The following is an 18,160-nucleotide window of genomic DNA, read 5'->3' on the forward strand; positions in this document are numbered from 1 at the left end:
GCTGATTTCCTTATCTAAAGACTTAAATACATTTGAAGTAATCAAAAGGCTCAAGACAGTCCTGACATTTATAAAGTGCTTTACAGGCGGTAGAACTAAACTCTGTTAACAGCCGGGTACGTCGGCTTTTACAACGTGGGCACTCGACACCATCATTTAAATGAACGTGAGTTCCACACTGATGCGCCAATCCTTCAGGTGGTGCAATGCCATAAACTTGCAGTTTCTTTTTACCCGCTTCAGACATCCAGTCCGTGGTCCATGCTTCTGACAAATCGACCATGACTTTGACCGGTGTCAAAGCTTCTGCGGTAAATGCCTCAACAATTTGTGCTTTCAACATGTCTGTTGCTGGGCAACCGCTATATGTCGGAGTTAGACGAACAATAATTTCTTGTTGATCGTTAAGCTCTACACCGCGAATCATGCCTAAATCGACAACTGATAAAACCGGAATTTCAGGGTCACTGACCGTTTGTAGAACATCCCAACATTGGTCGATGCAATGACGAATCATTTGCATGGCTCACCTCCTTGTCTTACCAGGTCATGCCCGGATAAGTTCTTTGAATACATTGCATTTCAGCCAACAAATAACCCAAATGCTCGGTATGCAATCCTTGTTTCGCACCACGGCGATAAGCACCGTTCACAGCAACATTTAATTCAAAACGCTTAAGCTCATCTGCAATGGTTTGGTTCCATTGTTCTTTTTCATTTGAAAAATCTGGAATCACGCCTTCTGCAACTAGTGCTTGTTCGTCTGCACTCAGTTCAAATAATTCAGCGGTAAAGCGCCATAAATTATTTAAACCGTCTTGTACACGTTGATGCGCTTCATCTGTGCTTAAACTTAAACGCTCCATCCAGCTTGTCGAAAAACGAATGTGATACTTCACTTCTTTTAAAGATTTCACAGCAAGCGCACTGACTTCAGGAAGCGAGCTTTGGGTTAACGCCGTAAATAAATGAAGATGGTAATGGTCCATCAACCACTGGCGCACAATCGTTTGAGCAAAATCACCATTGGGTTGTTCGCACAACAATAGGTTTAAAAATTCACGTTCTGTACGGAAATACGCAAGCTGATCTTCATCACGCTTAGCTTCATCATATTGACCTGCCAACGTCAAAAAGTTTCTTGCCTGACCCAACAAGTCCAAGCCGATATTTGCTAAGGCAATATCAATTTCAAGCTCAGGTGCATGCCCGCACCATTCAGCCAAACGCTGAGATAAAACCAGTTGGCTGTCGCCAATATGTAATAAGAATTTAGATAAAACTGAATGATTCATTTGCCATTCCCCTTACATGTGCTCAATGCCATCTGGGATATGGTAAAAAGTCGGATGACGATAAACCTTGTCTAAAGAAGGATCGAAAAATTCTGCTTTTTCATCTGGCTGTGATGACTTAATCAGTTCTGAACGAACTACCCAAATGCTAATTCCTTCATTACGGCGTGTATAAACATCACGAGCATGTTGCAGTGCGATTTCATCATCAGGTGCTCTTAAGCTGCCTACATGACGGTGGCTTAAGCCTTGTTTACTACGTACAAATACTTCGTAGAGCGACCAGTTGTTTTTATCTTCCATTTTGATTTCCTCAAATTTTTCCATAAATCTTGTTAAGCCACTTTGTTTGCTTCAAGCTGCTGTTTTTTCGCGTAGACCACTGCTGCATCACGAACCCATTTGCCGTTTTCCCATGCTTTACGGCGTGCTTCGATACGCTCGTGATTACATGGTCCACGTCCGGCAATCACTTCATTAAATTCGTGCCAGTCGATCTCGCCAAACTCGTAGTGACCTGTTTCTTCATTGAACTTTAAATCTGGGTCCGGTACTTCCAAGCCAAGTTGCAGTACTTGTGGTACGGTGTTATCGACAAACTTTTGACGTAATTCATCGTTACTAAAGCGTTTGATTTTCCACGCCATGCTTTGTGCGCTGTTTGGAGAATGCTCATCACTTGGACCAAACATCATCAGTGCTGGCCACCAATAGCGATTTACCGCATCTTGTGCCATCTGCTTTTGTTCTGGTGTACCGTTTGCCAAAGCCATCATGGCTTCAAAACCTTGGCGCTGGTGGAAACTTTCTTCTTTACAAATACGTACCATCGCACGTGCATATGGCCCATATGAAGTACGGCAAAGCGCAACTTGGTTCACAATGGCTGCCCCATCGACAAGCCAACCAATTGCAGCGACATCTGCCCAAGTCAAAGTTGGATAGTTAAAGATTGATGAGTATTTCATTTTTCCATCAATCAACTTTTCCATCATGTCATCACGGTCAGCACCTAAGGTTTCTGCTGCACTGTATAGATATAAACCATGACCCGCTTCATCTTGTACTTTTGCGAGCAAAACCGCTTTACGTTTTAAAGTTGGTGCACGAGTAATCCAGTTTCCTTCAGGCAACATACCTACAATTTCAGAATGGCCATGTTGCCCAATTTGACGAATCAATGTTTTGCGGTAGGCATCGGGCATTTGATCCTTAGCCTCGATCGTAATTTCATTGGCAATATTTTGTTCAAATTTCTGGTAATTGTTTTCCATTCTTTCATTCCCTGTAGGTATCACCCTTGAATCTATTTTTCGATACACTAAAAACAAAGTCAATCACTTTTTTAGTATCAAATTAAATCCAACCAACAAACAAGAAATAAGTATTTGAAATTAGTAAACATTAATTAAAAACAAAAAATCTTTTTACGTTTACAAATCAAAATAAAGTTGACTTTTAGACAAATTAATCTGAAATTATGAATCATATTTTTGCAATTTTTATAATTGATGTATCAAATAAAAAAGGAGTTTGGTCATGCTTGAACAAGCACACCTAGAAGGAACCTCAACTGACACAGATTTTCATCAGTCTGAGCATCAACTGCCTCATCTTGCTTCTTATGTCTATGGAACATGGCATTCGACGAGTGAAGAACTGCGCCCTGTTTATCATGCCATTACAGGTGAATCGATTTATGCCGTAAGTGGTCATGGCATTGATATGAAACGTGTTGTTCAATATGCCAAACAAAATGGTACAGAACTGGCTAACTGGACATTTCACCAACGTGCCAATGCATTAAAACAAATTGCCCAATATTTACTTGAGCGCAAAGAAGAGTTCTACAAACTTGCTTATGCAACAGGTGCAACTCGTAGAGATGCTTGGATTGATATTGAAGGTGGGATCCAGACATTATTTGCTTATTCGAGTCTGGTTCGCCGTGAACTCAATGACGAAAAAATTATTACCGAAGACAGCTGGATTCAACTCTCTAAAAATGGAACTTTCGGTGCTAAGCACATTTTAAGTCCTAAAGCAGGTGTTGCAGTTCACATTAATGCATTTAACTTTCCAATTTGGGGGATGCTTGAAAAAATTGCACCGACGCTACTTGCTGGTGTGCCATGTATTGTTAAGCCTGCAACCGATGGCTCCCAATTAACTCAAGCGGTTGTCAAAGCTATTGAAGAAGCACATGTGTTACCAAAAGGCTCGCTACAACTCATTTGCGGTCAGACTTATGACCTGTTAGAACAGTTAGGCCCACAAGACTGCGTTACGTTTACGGGTTCTGCTTACACAGGTCAAAAACTACGTAACCACCCTCACCTCAATAAATATTCAATTCCATTTAGCATGGAAGCCGACTCGGTAAACAGTGCAATTTTAAGCCCAGAGGCAAATGAAGAAACTGTCGATTTATTTGTGCGTGAAGTCTTCCGCGAAATGACCACAAAAGCAGGCCAAAAATGTACTGCCATTCGTCGCGCATTTGTTCCTGAAAACTTGTTAGCGACTGTGCAAGAAAAGCTAACTGCCAAACTCGCTAAAGTTGTGGTGGGCGACCCTCAAAAAGAAGAAACCACCATGGGGGCTTTAGCGAGCATTAAACAAAAACATGACGTTGCAGAAAAAGTTGCTGAACTCAGCAAAGATGCAAAAATTATTTTTGGTGGCAACGATAGCTTTACATTTAATGCCGACCATCCTAAAAAAGGTGCTTTTTTCGCTCCAACTTTATTGCTCTGCGAACAACCTTTACAAGCGACGAATGTTCATACCACGGAAGCTTTTGGTCCGGTATGTACACTCATGCCATATCAAGACATTGAAGAGTTGGCTGACCTTGTTTCACGTGGTGAAGGTAGCCTAGTAGCTTCTGTCGTTAAAAATAACGATGAGAATATTGAGCAGATTATTCAAAAAATTGCACCTTGGCATGGCCGTGTGCATGTACTCGATGCAGAATCGGCAAAAGAAAGTACAGGACATGGTTCTCCACTTCCGCATTTAGTACACGGCGGGCCTGGTCGTGCAGGTGGCGGTGAAGAGTTAGGTGGTATTCGCGCTGTTAAACACTACATGCAGCGTACTGCAATTCAAGGTTCTCCAAATAGCTTGACCCAAATTACCAACTCGTGGACTGCTGGCTCGAAAGTTAACGAAGACCGTGTACATCCATTTAAAAAGTCTTTTGATGAGTTAGTGATTGGTGAACGTTTATTAACGGCGCGTCGCACAGTAAGCGAAGCAGATATTGTCAACTTTGCTGGTTTAAGCGGTGACTATTTCTATGCGCATACCGACAAAATTGCAGCTGCCGAGTCTTTCTTTGGTGAACGTGTGGCACATGGATATTTCATTGTGTCTGCCGCAGCAGGTCTATTTGTAGATGCAGCACAAGGCCCTGTGATTGCCAATTACGGTATGGACAACTTACGTTTTGTTGAACCTGTTAAAATCGGTGACTCGATTCAGGTTGAACTCACCTGTAAACAAAAAACACCTAAACCACAAAAAGACCCGTCTCAGCCTGCGCATGGCGTTGTGGTATGGGATATTAAAGTCAAAAACCAACGCGGTGAACTTGTCGCAACTTACGACATTTTAACCTTAGTTGCTCGTGAGGCTTAATGTTTAAATTGAGATGGGGTCACCTCGTCCCCATCTCATTTTTTTAGCACTCAATGGCGTTAACAGCAAGGCCACCTTTTGAAGTCTCTTTATATTTCTCAGACATATCTTTACCTGTTTCCTTCATAGTCTGAATGACTTTATCTAGTGTGACAAAGTGTTCATCGTCATCATGAAGTGCCATTTGGGCTGCATTAATGGCTTTTACGGCTGCAATTGCATTTCGTTCAATACAAGGCACCTGAACCAAACCACCAATCGGGTCACACGTTAAACCTAAATTATGTTCAAGCCCAATTTCAGCCGCATGTTCCACCTGTTCAGGCGATGCTCCTAAAATCTCGGCTAAACCCGCCGAAGCCATTGCACATGCCGAGCCGACTTCTCCCTGACACCCTACTTCTGCACCAGAAATAGAAGCATTGAGTTTACATAAAATGCCGACGGCTGCTGCACTTAAAAAGAAACGAACCACTTTATCTTCGGAAAAGTCTTTAGAGAAAGTCACGTAGTAATATAAAACCGCCGGAATAATTCCTGCGGCCCCATTTGTAGGTGCCGTCACTACTCGACCGCCAGCAGCATTTTCTTCATTTACCGCTAAGGCAAATAAATTGACCCATTCCATCGCATGAAAAGTCGTCACAATCAGGTTTGAGTTTTTCTTATTTAATAACTTATCGTGAATTTTTTTAGCCCGACGTCTTACATTTAAACCGCCCGGTAATATGCCTTCATTAATTAATCCGTTGTGAATGCAGTGCTGCATTACTTTCCAGATTTCCATAATCTTGCTACGAATTTCAGCTTCACTACGCCAGCTTTTTTCATTTTCAAGCATTAACTCACTTATTGATAAATGATGAGTCTTACATAAGCTTAAAAGTTCAGCCGCACTGTGAAATGGATATGGAACCTTAACGTCGTTAGTTTCAGTTTGAGTTGTTGCTAATTGCCTTTGGCTAACAATAAAACCGCCACCAACCGAATAGTAAGTTTCTGTATATAAAATTTCTTGAGCCTCGTTATAGGCAATCAGTTCCATTGCATTGGGGTGATAAGGTAAAGATTCATCTAAAAAAAGCACATCATGCTTATAGTCAAAGGAAATAGTCTTTTGCTGATTAAGCTGGATTGCCTTATTTTCAAGAACATCTTCAATCAAGCTTGTACTTACTTGGGTATCAATATGTTCAGGGTCAAAACCCATTAAACCTAACAGAACAGCCTTATCTGTCGCATGACCAACACCAGTTGCCGACAGCGAACCGTATAACTTCACCTGAACTCTAACCGTTGCTTGTAAATCGTCTTGCTTCAATAAATCATCCACAAAACTGTACGCCGCTCGCATTGGTCCAACTGTATGGGAGCTAGATGGGCCGATACCAATTTTAAAAAGATCAAATACACTAATAAACACGTGGTCCTACCTTCGATTCATTATTATTCGTATGTTCGTCATTATTGTGTCCTTTCGGATAGCTCTAAAATTATCATTAAGCCATCTATAAAGCACTGAAAATAAATGGCTCATAGCCTAAAAACAACACAATCAACTTCTAATTCAATATTTTTTAAAAAATGGAATTTTCCATTAATTTAAATGGTAAATGACTCAACCAATATTGAAGAATTGTTCTTTTGAGCAAATAAAATCAAAATCCTTTGCCAATTTTTATAAAAAATATTTAGTTTTCAGTTTATTTACTTGAAATTTAATCCATTTAAAATCAATTAAAAACAAACATTTACATAACATTTAAATCATTCATTTTCCATAAATAGAATAAAAATTCCCCTATTTACCAATAAACATATATCGTATACGATATATGAAAGAACAATAGTTCTGTCGTTAAGGAAAACGTAATGACAAGTCAGTTTAAAAAACAGTTATCTCTAATGGATCTTACATTCATTGGCTTAGGCGCCATTTTCGGTTCAGGATGGTTATTTTCAGCAAGTCATGTGGCCTCTCAAGCCGGCCCTGCGGGTATATTGTCATGGATTATTGGGGGCTTTGCCGTTTTAATTCTGGGAATTATTTATTGTGAGTTAGGCGCAGCCTTACCCCGAGCAGGCGGTATTATCCGTTATCCCGTATTTTCACATGGCCCATTACAAGGATATTTATTGGGTTCTGTGACCGTCATTGCCTTTTCAAGTTTAATTGCAATTGAAGTCGTCGCTGCCCGCGAATATGCAGCAGCATGGTTCCCTTCTCTTACCGCCGTACATGATGGTGTTCGAACTCCAACTACCATTGGATGGTTGTTTCAGTTTGCACTTTTATGCGTATTTTTTGCATTGAACTATTACAGCGTAAAAACCTTTGCAATTGCCAACAACCTGATTAGTGCATTGAAATTTGCTGTTCCGGTTTTAGTGATGGTTGCTCTTCTATACCATTTTAAACCTGCAAACTTCTCAATGACCGAGTTTGCCCCGATGGGTGCTCACGGCGTACAAGGTGCCGTATCTGCTGGCGGTATTATTTTTGCGTATTTGGGTTTAACGCCGATTATTTCGGTAGCAAGTGAAGTAAAATGTCCTCAATTTACGATTCCTTTTGCACTCATCTTATCTGTCGTTTTGGCAACGATTATTTATGTAGTGCTTCAAGTTGCTTTCTTAGGTGCAGTACCTACCGATATGTTAGCAAATGGTTGGTCAGGACTTAGTGACAAGTTCCCATTACCTTACCGCGACATTGCCATGTTATTAGGTTTGGGATGGTTAGCACTCTTAGTTGTTTCAGATGCCATTATTTCTCCGTCTGGCTGCGGCAATATCTATATGGCTGCAACTCCACGTGTCATTTATGCATGGTCAAACAGTAATACATTCTTCCGTATTTTTACGCGTGTAGATCCAAAATCAGGTATTCCTCGTTATGCATTATGGTTAACGTTTGCACTTTCAGTATTTTGGACCATGCCGTTTCCATCTTGGGATAAATTAATTTCCGTAGTTTCAGCAGCGTTAGTTTTAAGTTATGCCCTTGCTCCTGTCACAGTGGGTGCTTTACGCCGTAATGCTCCTGAGCTTGAACGTCCATTCTATGTAAAAGGCTTTACTGTTCTCGGGCCGCTCGCTTTTGTCATTGCGTCTTTTATTGTGTATTGGTCTGGCTGGAATGTCATTTCATGGTTATTAGGCGCACAAATCGTGTTGTTTGCACTCTATGTCATTTTTAAGCGCTACGTGCCAACCCAAGAAGTCAGCTTAGCCCAACAGTTAAAGTCATCAACATGGCTCCTTGTTTACTACATTTTAATGATTCTTGCCTCTTACCTTGGCAGCTTCGGTGATGGCGCATCACACCTATTAGCCGCGCCTTTCGACACCTTATTCGTCATGGTGATTTCTCTTGGTTGCTACTACTGGGGTATACGCTCAGGTTTACCAAAAGCACTGATTAAAAATGACGATGAAGCTTAGCGATCGTTTGCTTAAACACATATAAGTTAAGGTTTTCTTTTGATTAATACCGTATACAAAATACAATATTTTCAAATGTAAAACCTTCGCTTTGATAACTCTCCAACGTCATAAGAACCACTTTTGACGTTCACTCTCAAGTGAGGTTGATAATGTTAAATATTACTGGTCAAAATTTTATTGCAGGCCAACGTTCAAGTGCAGGCAGTAAGTTTGTATTAAGCTACGATGCTGCAACAGATGAAGCATTACCCTATCAGTTTGCTCAAGCAACTCCTGAAGAAATTGATCAGGCAGCTCAAGCAGCTGCATTGGCTTATCCGGCTTTTAGACAAACTATGCCAGAACAACGCGCTATTTTTCTAGAAACGATTGCCAGTGAAATTGATGCGCTTGATGACCAGTTTATTGCAACAGTCTGTCAAGAAACTGCTTTGCCGGAAGCGCGTATTCGCGGTGAACGTGGGCGGACTACAGGTCAATTACGCCTATTTGCTCAAGTATTACGCCGTGGTGACTATTTAGGTGCCCGTATTGATTTGGCTTTGCCTGAGCGCCAGCCACTTCCACGTCCAGATTTACGTCAATATAAAATCGGTGTTGGACCAGTTGCCGTATTTGGTGCAAGTAACTTCCCTCTCGCCTTTTCTACTGCTGGTGGCGATACCGCTTCAGCACTTGCGGCTGGATGTCCAGTTATTGTGAAGGCTCATAGCGGTCACATGGCAACAGCCGAATCAATTGCAAATGCCATTTGTAGTGCGATTGAGAAATGCGCCATGCCAAAAGGTATCTTTAGCATGATTTATGGTCAAGGTGTCGGTGAGCCACTGGTAAAACATCCTGCAATTAAAGCCGTTGGATTTACCGGTTCACTCAAAGGTGGTCGTGCTCTATGCGATTTAGCTGCTGCACGTCCTGAACCCATTCCTGTTTTTGCCGAAATGTCGAGCATTAACCCAATGATTTTATTACCCGAAGCTCTAAAAGTGCGTGGTGATAAAATTGCGACCGAACTTAGTGGTTCAGTGGTTTTAGGCTGCGGTCAGTTTTGTACCAATCCCGGTTTAATTATTGGAATTAAATCACCTGAATTTAGCCAATTCCTTGAGCATTTCAAGGCTACAATGGCTCAGCAACCGCCACAAACTATGCTTAACAAAGGTACTTTAAGAAGCTACGAGCATGGTCTTAAAGAATTACTCGCACATGACAAAATTGAGCATTTAGCGGGTCAACCTCAACAAGGTCCGCAAGCCTATCCTCAGCTCTTTAAAGCCGATGTATCTCTTTTACTAGAGCATGATGAATTACTTCAAGAAGAAGTGTTCGGCCCAACGACGATTGTGATTGAAGTTGAATCGGCAGAGCAGCTCGCTCTCGCTTTAAATGGTCTACGTGGTCAACTTACAGCATCTTTAATTGCCGAGCCACAAGATTTTGAGAACTTCGCAACCCTTATTCCATTACTCGAAGAAAAAGCAGGACGTTTACTTCTAAATGGTTACCCAACAGGTGTGGAGGTCTGTGATGCCATGGTTCACGGCGGGCCATATCCTGCAACTTCAGATGCACGTGGCACATCGGTAGGAACCTTAGCAATCGAACGTTATTTACGTCCAGTATGCTACCAAAACTATCCAGATCACTTATTGCCACTCGCCCTTCAAAATGCCAATCCGCTTGGTATTGCGCGCTTGGTCAATGGTGAAATGAGTAAAGCTGCTCTTTAATTTTTTTAAAGGAGTTTATCCAAGAGATGAACTCCTTTTTTAGTTCAAAGCCACCAGCATAACCGCACATTATTTAAATAAAAAAGTGCAAAAAATGAATAGCACGATGCTCCATCAAATCAATGCGTAACATATTTTCAAATAAGGATATTGGTATATGACGACAACACTAAAAAAGGTTGTAGCGGCCTCCATGGTTGGCTCCGTAGCAGAATGGTATGAATTTTTCCTTTATGGAACAGCCTCAGCCCTTGTCTTTGGCGAACTTTTCTTTCAACAAACTGGCAATGCTATAGATGGCATTTTGGCGGCCTTTGCCCTGTATGCCGTTGGCTTTTTAGCAAGACCTCTCGGTGGCCTCGTGTTTGGGCATTACGGCGATAAAATTGGACGCAAGAAATTATTGCAAATTAGCCTGATTATTGTCGGTATCACTACTTTTTTAATGGGCTGTATTCCGACCTTTCATCAAATTGGCTATTGGGCACCTACACTCCTAGTGATACTGCGTTTAATTCAAGGTTTTGCTTTTGGTGGTGAATGGGGCGGCGCAGTTATTTTGGTTTCAGAGCACAGTCCAGATGATCGCAGAGGTTATTGGGCAAGCTGGCCACAAACTGGTGTACCGCTCGGAAATTTAGTAGCCACACTGGTTTTATTATTACTTTCAAAAAACCTCTCACCCGAACAATTCCTAGACTGGGGGTGGCGCTGTGCATTCTGGTTCTCAGCAGTCGTGGTACTGATTGGATTATGGATTCGAAAAAATGTAGACGATGCCGAAGTGTTTAAAGAAGCACAGGCCAAACAACAGCTTCTTGAAAAACAACAACTCGGGATTATTGAGGTTTTAAAATATCATAAGAAATCTGTTATTGCGGGTATCGGTGCCAGATTTGCAGAAAATATTTTGTACTATATGGTGGTTACTTTTTCGATCAGTTATTTAAAGTTAGTCGTCCATAAAGATACTTCACAGATCTTACTGCTCATGTTTGGCGCTCATCTGATCCATTTCTTTATTATTCCTTTTATGGGGCATTTAAGCGATATATTTGGCCGCAAACCTATTTATCTTATTGGAGCTGTACTCACTGCTTTTTGGGGTTTTGTCGGCTTTCCTTTAATGGATACAGGCAATGACTGGCTCATTATGTTAGCAATTGTGCTTGGTTTATTTATTGAGTCCATGACCTATTCGCCTTACTCTGCCCTAATGACTGAGTTATTTCCTACTCATATTCGCTATACGGCGCTTTCATTTTGTTATCAAGTCGCACCAATTATGGCAGGTTCCCTTGCTCCATTAATTGCCTTAACCTTACTCAAAGAATTTAACAGCTCAATTCCGATTTCTTTATATTTGGTTGCCGCAAGTCTGATCTCTATAATCTCTATTTTGCTGGTAAAAGAAACCAAAGGCCGATCATTGGCTTTTAAAGATTAATCTTTAATATACAAATTCAGCACTTAATAATGATTTGGGTTGTTTTATACAGCCCAATTTTTTATCTAAATATTTTTGATAGAGGCCCGATACAAAGTAGGTGACATGCCTGTATGCAACTTAAACTGACGACAAAAAGCACTATGATCGGTATAACCACAACGCAAACCAATTTGAGTGATTGGTAAATCTGTCGCCAATAGTTCAGTGGCGACTTGCAGACGAATTTTGCTAATCATTTGCCGAGGCGTTAAATGGTATATTTTTTTGCAATAACGTTCTAACTGAGCCACCGACACACCAGCAATTGCAGTCAAATGCGCCAAAGTAATGGTTTCGGCATAATTCTTTTTAATATATTCCTCAACCTGAACCATTTTATAAAAAGCAGGATGTGTATTTTCAGGCACATTTAAATCATTAGAAATTCCAGCAATTCCTACTAACTTTCCATCCGCATCAAATAAAGGTTCTTTATAAGTTAAACACCAACCCGACTGATTTTTTGCATATAAATGCAGCTCTAATTGCTCTGTTAACTTTTTACCGCGGCGAATAACTTGCAAGTCTTGCGATGTATATATTTTTCCAAGTGAATGAGGAAAAACTTCAGAAGAGGTTTTTCCCAATATTGCAGTTTTATCCTTTAGACCGCAGCGATTTACTAATGTTTGATTGACAAAGACATAGCGTGCTTCGGTATTTTTGATGAAAAAAACCACCGAAGATAAAGCATCAAACAATGGTTCTATACTTTCCAGATTTTTTAAGAAATCTTCCAAAGTGGTAGTTAGTTTCGGAATTTGAACCAAAGTCATGAGCTAGAGCGGACAAAGTAATAACTTGTCTACTCTAGAACATTTCATTTTTGATTTAAAGGAGAAGTAGACATCGCCATGAGGCTTTTTACACGAGTAGGAAGTAATGGTGGTCGAGAGTTAGGCAACTGCCAATCAAATAAGCAAGCTGCTGCTGTTGCACATGTGCTTCCTTGGCACGCTCCCATTCCACAACGTGTATGTAATTTTGCATCAATCCAACTACTACGCTCAGCAACTTTATCAAAAGTCACATCTTCACATCGACAAAAAATAGTTTCTGGGCGTGCAAGCGTTTTTAACTCAGCACGTAACTTGAAGCTTTTCTCAAGGAGATGTGCAAATAAACGATACCGTTGTCTTTGAGCAAATAATTGACTGGCTTTTTCATTTTGACCTATAGCTGCATAACCTGCGATGCTACCTTCAACCATCGCCAGCTCACTTCCGCCAAAACCTGTACACTCACCTGCTGCCCACACCTGTGGTTGTGATGTACGTTGATAGTCATCAACCGTAATCGCATTGTCCTTAATTTGACAACCCATTAACTGCCCTAATTGAGTATTCGGGACTAAGCCAAATCCGCACGCGAGTCGATCACACTCAATTTCAATGATTCCCTTCGGCGTTTGTAGCCTTACTCGTTCAAGACGCTCCTGACCAATCGCCTCAACCACATAACTGTCAGGTTGATATAAACGATAAGGCAAAGATAACGCCTGTATTATTTTCGCAGGCCAACGCCAAAGTTGCAGTGCAAATTTACGAACAGAAGATGAAGCCGCCTGTTCGGCAACATAGAGAACTTGAGCCTCTGCTTTTTTTGCTGTATCCGCACTTGCTAAAAGTAATGGCCCGGAACCTGCAATCACAATACGTTCATTTTTGACAGGTGTGCCTGCTTTAATTAAGGCTTGCAAACCACCTGCACCTGTTACACCAGGTAAAGTCCAACCGGGAAAAGGCAAAAACAGTTCTCTTGCACCCGTACACAATATAAGCTGGCAATAAGACAAATTTAGGCTGTCGTGAGGTCGCTCAACGAGTAATTGGCCTACAAAAGGTGCAGCGACAATCTTGGCACCAAACATAAATTCAATATTAGAATGAGTCTTGATTTGTTGATATTTCTGCTGCGCCATTTCAGGCACAGGAAAAGTCGGACCGGCCCGCCAGATTTGGCCGCCCGCCTGTGGGTTATTATCTAATACTAAAATTCGTCCGCCACTTTCGGCGGCTGCAATAGCAGCTGACAACCCTGCAGGCCCAGCACCGACAACCACCACATCGTATTGTTTTTCCATTATTGTGTTTCCACCTTCATGTCTTGCTGGCACAGCGTCTGACAAGCAAGCACTCTGAGTCCATTAATATTGACACGACATTCCTGACAAACTCCCATTCCACAAAATGGAGTACGTTTTTCACCACAGACAGACAAACGACTATAAGATTTCGCTTGTGCTAAAGCAGCAGCAACACTCGTACCTTCAATCACAGAAACAGATTGTCCGTTAATAAAAAGCTGAATCATCTATGCAGCTCCTATAAAACGATGAGGTAAAAAAGGATCAGGATCTATATCACAAGTTAATCCACACACATGTGAAGCAATAAGTCTTGCTGTCCCTGTTGCTGTGGTTACACCTAATCCTTCATGGCCTACTGCTAAATAAACCGATTGAAATGCAGGATGTCGTCCAATTACCGGAATACCATCCGGAGTGGCTGCACGAAAACCAGTCCATGCCCGAATAACATTAAGATCAGCCAAAGCTGGAAAATAATCCGCAGCCTCTTTAAGCACCCGAGTAAACACTTCTGGCTCTACAGTCGGATCAACTGTATTAAACTGACGAGATGACCCAATAAAAAGCTGGCCCGTCGGTCTAGGCTGAATATTACAAGCCACCGAAATACCACTTGTCGCTTGAGTGCTGGCCGCATAAGCCAAAGCCACTAACGTATGTTTTACATTTAATTCAGGGTAACGGTCAGTAATCGCCAAATGACCTTTTTTAGGTTCAATCGGTAGCTCTGGAAAAAAATCTGTCGCATGAATACCGTTAGCCAAAACGATATGCGCAGCTTCTAGCCATGCTCCATCACTTAACTGAACCCGATTTTCTTCAATATGAATAACTTTAGCTTGTTGAACCTGAACCTTGTGGGGAAATTTTTTTAATAACCATTCAGCAGCACAAGGCGCATATAAAATTCCATCATCAAAAACTTCTAAACCACCATAAAGACCCTGCTTTAAGTGAGGTTCAAGCTGATGAACTTCATCTGCGTTTCGAAGTTGGCAACGGACGCCTTGTGCAGTGAGACGTTGATATTTTTCCTCAGCAATCTGCATTTCTTCTGCGCTACTTGCCAGCCATAAAGTTGGCGTTTGGCGATAGGCACATTCTTCTGAAAGCTCGTGTCCTAATTCATGCCATAGCTGAACTGACCAATGACTAAGTTTTAATTCGGCTTCCAAGTCATCCATAATGACCAAATGCCCCATGCCCGCGGCTGTTGCACCACCGATACGAGCATCTAAAACTTGCACATTTAACCCTTGTCGGGCTAACTCATAAGCACATGCCGCACCTACAATGCCTGCCCCAATGACGATGGCATCGGTTCTCATAGCTGAATACCCCAAGCAAATCGGTCATTTTCATCCATAAATAAAGTTGCTTCGGCACTCATGTAAGCTTCACCACGAATGGTTGGAATAACATATTCCCCTGCTTGCTCATACGAGGCAATAAACTGGCTACCAATAATGCTGGCTTGTTTCCATAACTTTCCTGGTTCAAGTTTGCTATCTGCAGCTAAGCAAGCAATTTTCGCACTGGTTCCGGTTCCACATGGTGAACGGTCATAGGCCTTGCCTGGGCAAAGTACGAAATTTTTACTGTCTGCTTCGGTGTCACTTGCAAATAATTCGATATGGTCAATTTCTTGCCCATCTTTACCAGTTATTCCTTGTGCCGTAAGCGCTTGTCTAACCGTCCACGCATAGTCAGTCAGTTGATCCAAATTATCACTTGCAACACGTTGACCATGATCATTAATTAAGAAGAACCAGTTACCACCCCATGCAATATCACCAGTAACTTTTCCATATTTTTCAACATCAACTTCGACCGCTTTTTTATAACGATATGCTGGTACATTTCGCACACTCACTGAATGATCTTCATGCAATGTCGCCTCAACATCGCCCACAGGAGTTTCAATTAAGTGTGTACCAACTTGTATTTTTCCCAAGTGGGCTAACGAAGCTACCAAACCAATCGTGCCATGACCACACATGCCTAGGTAGCCCGTGTTATTAAAGAAAATAACGCCCGCGCTCGCTTTGGGATTCACTGGCTTACACAATAATGCGCCAACCAACACATCATTACCCCGCGGCTCTAACATGGTTGCTCTACGGAAATGGTCATATTGTTCTGATAAAATTTTTCGACGGCTTTCCATATCTCCTGTACCTAAATCAGGAAAACCTTCAAGCACTAATCGTGTTGGTTCACCACCAGTATGAGAGTCCAAAATTTTTACTGTTTTCATAGAAGTATCCTTACATTTTCCTTTAGGATGACTGATCTCAAAACAGCAAGCTTGATCGTTTTCTTATAAATCTATGACGAAATCAGCATAGTGAAAACTTGCTTCAGCTAAAATAAAGACAAAAAAATTAGGCCATTGGCCTAATTGAAATGATAAAGAATGCAGCGCTTATTTTTTCACATTTTTATGATGAGGTAAGTGCTCATAAAGTGATTGGCAAACACCATTAATATGCTCTTCAATTAACTTAACCGCCAAATCAACATCTTTGGCTTTGCAGGCTTTCACAATTTCTTTATGCTCATCGTTTGCACGTGATTTGCCTTCTGAAACATTCATCTGCAATCTTAAATAGCGCTCAATCTTATCGTAAATCGAACGAATTAATCCGAGCATATAAGGCCGCTGTGCTGGTTCATAAAGGCAGGCATGTAACTGCCAATTTAGTGTGGTCCAGCTTCCAATATCCATGTTATCGATAAAGGCATTACAAATTTGATCTGCCTTTTTATAAGTTTCTTCTGTCATATTCGGCACGGCGAGCTGAATCAACTTCGTTTCTAACATAACCCGTACTTCAAAAATCTGAGCTAATTCTTCTTCAGAGATTCGGGTCACAATTGCACCGCGATTTTTTATAAACTCTACTAAGCCTTCGGCTTCAAGTTGCTTTAAGGCTTCACGTACCGGAATTTTGCTGACATTAAATAGCTTGGCAATTTCATCCTGACGGATAGGCTCACCTTCAGCAATATGCCCTGCAATAATTGCTTCTCTAATATATTTGACAATAACTTCAGATACCGAAGGCATTGCACCAAGATTTGATACATTAAAAGATGGTAGCGTCACGAATATTCTCTTAACCTCAAAATATGACACAAACAAAAGGATGATAATTTTAGTCATCCACCATAATGAAATTATTGCTTTGAAAGCATCATTTTCGGTACGGTTTATCCTTCATACAAAGCTTTTAAAAACTATTTTTATATCACTATAAATCAATAATTTTTAAAATCATTCATATACAAAGTATACTTTATACCATTTAATTCACAAAACTATTATTAGACTATGCTGAAATCGTCATCATTTTATTGTATCTAACCAAGCAAATCATAATAAATAGCAGCATACTACCCTGTTCTCTTGACGGGTAACTGTCAAAAAATTCTTATTCATTGCGCTGAGTTATTGCCTGCAAGATAAAATTTTTGTCTTGTAAAAATTATGCTGCATAAAACTTTTAAAGTCTGAGTCACTTCATATGAGTACGCCAACAGAAGCAAAATTTTCCCTGCATTATTATACGGGTTTCTTATCTGTACTATTTGCTGCTTTTCTATGGGGTACAGCAGGTACAGCGGCATCTTTTGCAAAAGGCATTAGTCCACTTGTAATTGCTACCATTTCTGTGGGCTTCGGTGGATTAATTCATACATTTTTAAGCTTAAAAGCCATTAAAAAAAATTATCAAAAACTATTTAACTATAAGTCTCAAATCTTTATTGCCGTTGTCGTTTCAATTCTTTGTCCTTTTGCATTTTATTCATCTGTCTCTTTGGCTGGTGTTTCTATTGGCACAGTAATTTCTATTGGCTGTGCACCTTTGTTTTCAGTGCTTTTAGAATGGATTTTAGATAATCGAAAACTTTCTTTGAAATGGCTCATCAGTTTTATTCTCGGCTTTTTAGGAATTATTTTACTCTCTTATGCCGGTGATCACACACAACATCAAGTCATACAATCTGATCGTATTTTAGGGGTATTTTTTGGCTTACTCTCTAGCCTGAGCTATGCAACATATTCTTGGATAATGAGAAACCTAATTCGCCAAGATGTCGACTCAAGAGCTGCCATGGGTGTGATTTTTGGTATCTCTGCAGTGCTGTTACTACCTACATTATTCATTACAGCACAAAACCTTTTTGATTATCCAACTAACATTTGGGTTGCGATCTATATTCCAATTGTTCCTATGTTTTTGGGCTATTTATTTTTTAGCTTTGGTCTTAAACGAATTCCAGCAAGTCAAGCTATGACACTAGCTTTGGTCGAAATTCCTGTTGCAGCATTATTAGCGGTTGTTGTAGTAGGCGAAAGTTTAACAATGCATAGTTATTTAGGTTTAATTCTCATTTTCCTATGCGTTATTGTTCTAACAAAAAAGTAATTAATAGAAATAAAAAAAGAGGCTCAATTATTAGC

Annotated in this window: 16 protein-coding genes; 5 read left to right on the forward strand and 11 right to left on the reverse strand. The window is 40.7% G+C overall.

What is annotated here, in order from left to right:
* Positions 1-22: 22 nt before the first annotated feature.
* From paaD to paaA, 4 genes are read right to left on the reverse strand one after another with little or no spacing between them, the layout of a single operon-like run.
* A complete protein-coding gene (gene paaD / locus AAC388_RS11250; protein WP_204084761.1) occupies positions 23-523 on the reverse strand; it encodes a 1,2-phenylacetyl-CoA epoxidase subunit PaaD in 501 nt (166 codons plus the stop codon).
* A 16-nt stretch (positions 524-539) separates the two neighbouring features.
* Positions 540-1,295, reverse strand: coding sequence for a 1,2-phenylacetyl-CoA epoxidase subunit PaaC (gene paaC, locus AAC388_RS11255; RefSeq protein ID WP_288100289.1), 756 nt, complete (start codon positions 1,293-1,295; stop codon positions 540-542).
* Between the two features lie 12 nt (positions 1,296-1,307).
* Positions 1,308-1,598 carry a 1,2-phenylacetyl-CoA epoxidase subunit PaaB gene (paaB, locus tag AAC388_RS11260; RefSeq protein ID WP_000389648.1) on the reverse strand — a complete coding sequence of 97 codons (291 nt, stop codon included), beginning with the start codon at positions 1,596-1,598 and terminating at the stop codon, positions 1,308-1,310.
* 32 nt (positions 1,599-1,630) lie between these two features.
* Positions 1,631-2,569, reverse strand: a complete 939-nt coding sequence (paaA, locus tag AAC388_RS11265; RefSeq protein WP_014206395.1) for a 1,2-phenylacetyl-CoA epoxidase subunit PaaA — start codon at positions 2,567-2,569, stop codon at positions 1,631-1,633.
* A gap of 265 nt (positions 2,570-2,834) precedes the next feature.
* Here paaA and paaZ point away from each other — a divergent pair, with 265 nt between their 5' ends.
* Positions 2,835-4,937 (forward strand): phenylacetic acid degradation bifunctional protein PaaZ, encoded by a 2,103-nt coding sequence (paaZ, locus tag AAC388_RS11270; RefSeq protein ID WP_342370624.1) that lies wholly within the window; start codon positions 2,835-2,837, stop codon positions 4,935-4,937.
* 43 nt (positions 4,938-4,980) lie between these two features.
* Here the strand turns inward: paaZ and AAC388_RS11275 are convergent, their stop codons facing one another.
* Positions 4,981-6,360: an L-serine ammonia-lyase gene (locus tag AAC388_RS11275; RefSeq protein ID WP_342370625.1), complete on the reverse strand. Its 1,380-nt coding sequence runs from the start codon at positions 6,358-6,360 to the stop codon at positions 4,981-4,983.
* Between the two features lie 449 nt (positions 6,361-6,809).
* Here AAC388_RS11275 and AAC388_RS11280 point away from each other — a divergent pair, with 449 nt between their 5' ends.
* The 3 genes from AAC388_RS11280 to abaF all read left to right on the forward strand — a co-directional run bounded on the left by AAC388_RS11280 (position 6,810) and on the right by abaF (position 11,561).
* Complete coding sequence (locus tag AAC388_RS11280) at positions 6,810-8,381, forward strand: APC family permease (RefSeq protein WP_342370626.1); 1,572 nt, start codon at positions 6,810-6,812, stop codon at positions 8,379-8,381.
* Between the two features lie 152 nt (positions 8,382-8,533).
* Positions 8,534-10,114: an aldehyde dehydrogenase (NADP(+)) gene (locus AAC388_RS11285; RefSeq protein ID WP_342370627.1), complete on the forward strand. Its 1,581-nt coding sequence runs from the start codon at positions 8,534-8,536 to the stop codon at positions 10,112-10,114.
* 157 nt (positions 10,115-10,271) lie between these two features.
* A complete protein-coding gene (abaF, locus tag AAC388_RS11290; RefSeq protein ID WP_261477859.1) occupies positions 10,272-11,561 on the forward strand; it encodes a fosfomycin efflux MFS transporter AbaF in 1,290 nt (429 codons plus the stop codon).
* Positions 11,562-11,626: 65 nt separating this feature from the next.
* Here the strand turns inward: abaF and AAC388_RS11295 are convergent, their stop codons facing one another.
* From AAC388_RS11295 to AAC388_RS11320, 6 genes are all read right to left on the reverse strand, one after another.
* The gene (locus AAC388_RS11295; protein WP_000177074.1) at positions 11,627-12,379 is read right to left on the reverse strand and encodes an AraC family transcriptional regulator; all 753 of its coding nucleotides are present in this window, start codon (positions 12,377-12,379) and stop codon (positions 11,627-11,629) included.
* 44 nt (positions 12,380-12,423) lie between these two features.
* A complete protein-coding gene (locus tag AAC388_RS11300) occupies positions 12,424-13,686 on the reverse strand; it encodes an FAD-dependent oxidoreductase (protein ID WP_311080249.1) in 1,263 nt (420 codons plus the stop codon).
* Positions 13,686-13,916 carry a (2Fe-2S)-binding protein gene (locus tag AAC388_RS11305; RefSeq protein ID WP_000615330.1) on the reverse strand — a complete coding sequence of 77 codons (231 nt, stop codon included), beginning with the start codon at positions 13,914-13,916 and terminating at the stop codon, positions 13,686-13,688. The genes AAC388_RS11300 and AAC388_RS11305 overlap by 1 nt, the downstream gene beginning before the upstream one ends.
* Positions 13,917-15,020, reverse strand: coding sequence for an FAD-dependent oxidoreductase (locus AAC388_RS11310; protein WP_342370628.1), 1,104 nt, complete (start codon positions 15,018-15,020; stop codon positions 13,917-13,919).
* The gene (locus AAC388_RS11315) at positions 15,017-15,949 is read right to left on the reverse strand and encodes a 4-hydroxyproline epimerase (RefSeq protein WP_342370629.1); all 933 of its coding nucleotides are present in this window, start codon (positions 15,947-15,949) and stop codon (positions 15,017-15,019) included. The genes AAC388_RS11310 and AAC388_RS11315 overlap by 4 nt, the downstream gene beginning before the upstream one ends.
* A gap of 168 nt (positions 15,950-16,117) precedes the next feature.
* Positions 16,118-16,801 carry a GntR family transcriptional regulator gene (locus tag AAC388_RS11320; protein ID WP_342370630.1) on the reverse strand — a complete coding sequence of 228 codons (684 nt, stop codon included), beginning with the start codon at positions 16,799-16,801 and terminating at the stop codon, positions 16,118-16,120.
* Between the two features lie 418 nt (positions 16,802-17,219).
* On the opposite strand from AAC388_RS11320, the gene AAC388_RS11325 reads away from it, so the two are divergent.
* A complete protein-coding gene (locus AAC388_RS11325; RefSeq protein WP_206261406.1) occupies positions 17,220-18,125 on the forward strand; it encodes an EamA family transporter in 906 nt (301 codons plus the stop codon).
* The last annotated feature ends 35 nt before the right edge of the window (positions 18,126-18,160 follow it).

Source organism: Acinetobacter sp. D009 (assembly GCF_038562025.1).
Lineage (GTDB): Bacteria > Pseudomonadota > Gammaproteobacteria > Pseudomonadales > Moraxellaceae > Acinetobacter > Acinetobacter pittii.

Coding starts and splice junctions, on each gene's coding strand:
- abaF (WP_261477859.1), top strand. CDS start 10,272: ATGACGACAACACTAAAAAAGGTTGTAGCGGCCTCCATGGTTGGCTCC.
- AAC388_RS11285 (WP_342370627.1), top strand. CDS start 8,534: ATGTTAAATATTACTGGTCAAAATTTTATTGCAGGCCAACGTTCAAGT.
- paaB (WP_000389648.1), bottom strand. CDS start 1,598: ATGGAAGATAAAAACAACTGGTCGCTCTACGAAGTATTTGTACGTAGT.
- paaD (WP_204084761.1), bottom strand. CDS start 523: ATGCAAATGATTCGTCATTGCATCGACCAATGTTGGGATGTTCTACAA.
- AAC388_RS11280 (WP_342370626.1), top strand. CDS start 6,810: ATGACAAGTCAGTTTAAAAAACAGTTATCTCTAATGGATCTTACATTC.
- paaC (WP_288100289.1), bottom strand. CDS start 1,295: ATGAATCATTCAGTTTTATCTAAATTCTTATTACATATTGGCGACAGC.
- AAC388_RS11315 (WP_342370629.1), bottom strand. CDS start 15,949: ATGAAAACAGTAAAAATTTTGGACTCTCATACTGGTGGTGAACCAACA.
- AAC388_RS11305 (WP_000615330.1), bottom strand. CDS start 13,916: ATGATTCAGCTTTTTATTAACGGACAATCTGTTTCTGTGATTGAAGGT.
- paaA (WP_014206395.1), bottom strand. CDS start 2,569: ATGGAAAACAATTACCAGAAATTTGAACAAAATATTGCCAATGAAATT.
- AAC388_RS11300 (WP_311080249.1), bottom strand. CDS start 13,686: ATGGAAAAACAATACGATGTGGTGGTTGTCGGTGCTGGGCCTGCAGGG.
- AAC388_RS11295 (WP_000177074.1), bottom strand. CDS start 12,379: ATGACTTTGGTTCAAATTCCGAAACTAACTACCACTTTGGAAGATTTC.
- paaZ (WP_342370624.1), top strand. CDS start 2,835: ATGCTTGAACAAGCACACCTAGAAGGAACCTCAACTGACACAGATTTT.
- AAC388_RS11325 (WP_206261406.1), top strand. CDS start 17,220: ATGAGTACGCCAACAGAAGCAAAATTTTCCCTGCATTATTATACGGGT.
- AAC388_RS11310 (WP_342370628.1), bottom strand. CDS start 15,020: ATGAGAACCGATGCCATCGTCATTGGGGCAGGCATTGTAGGTGCGGCA.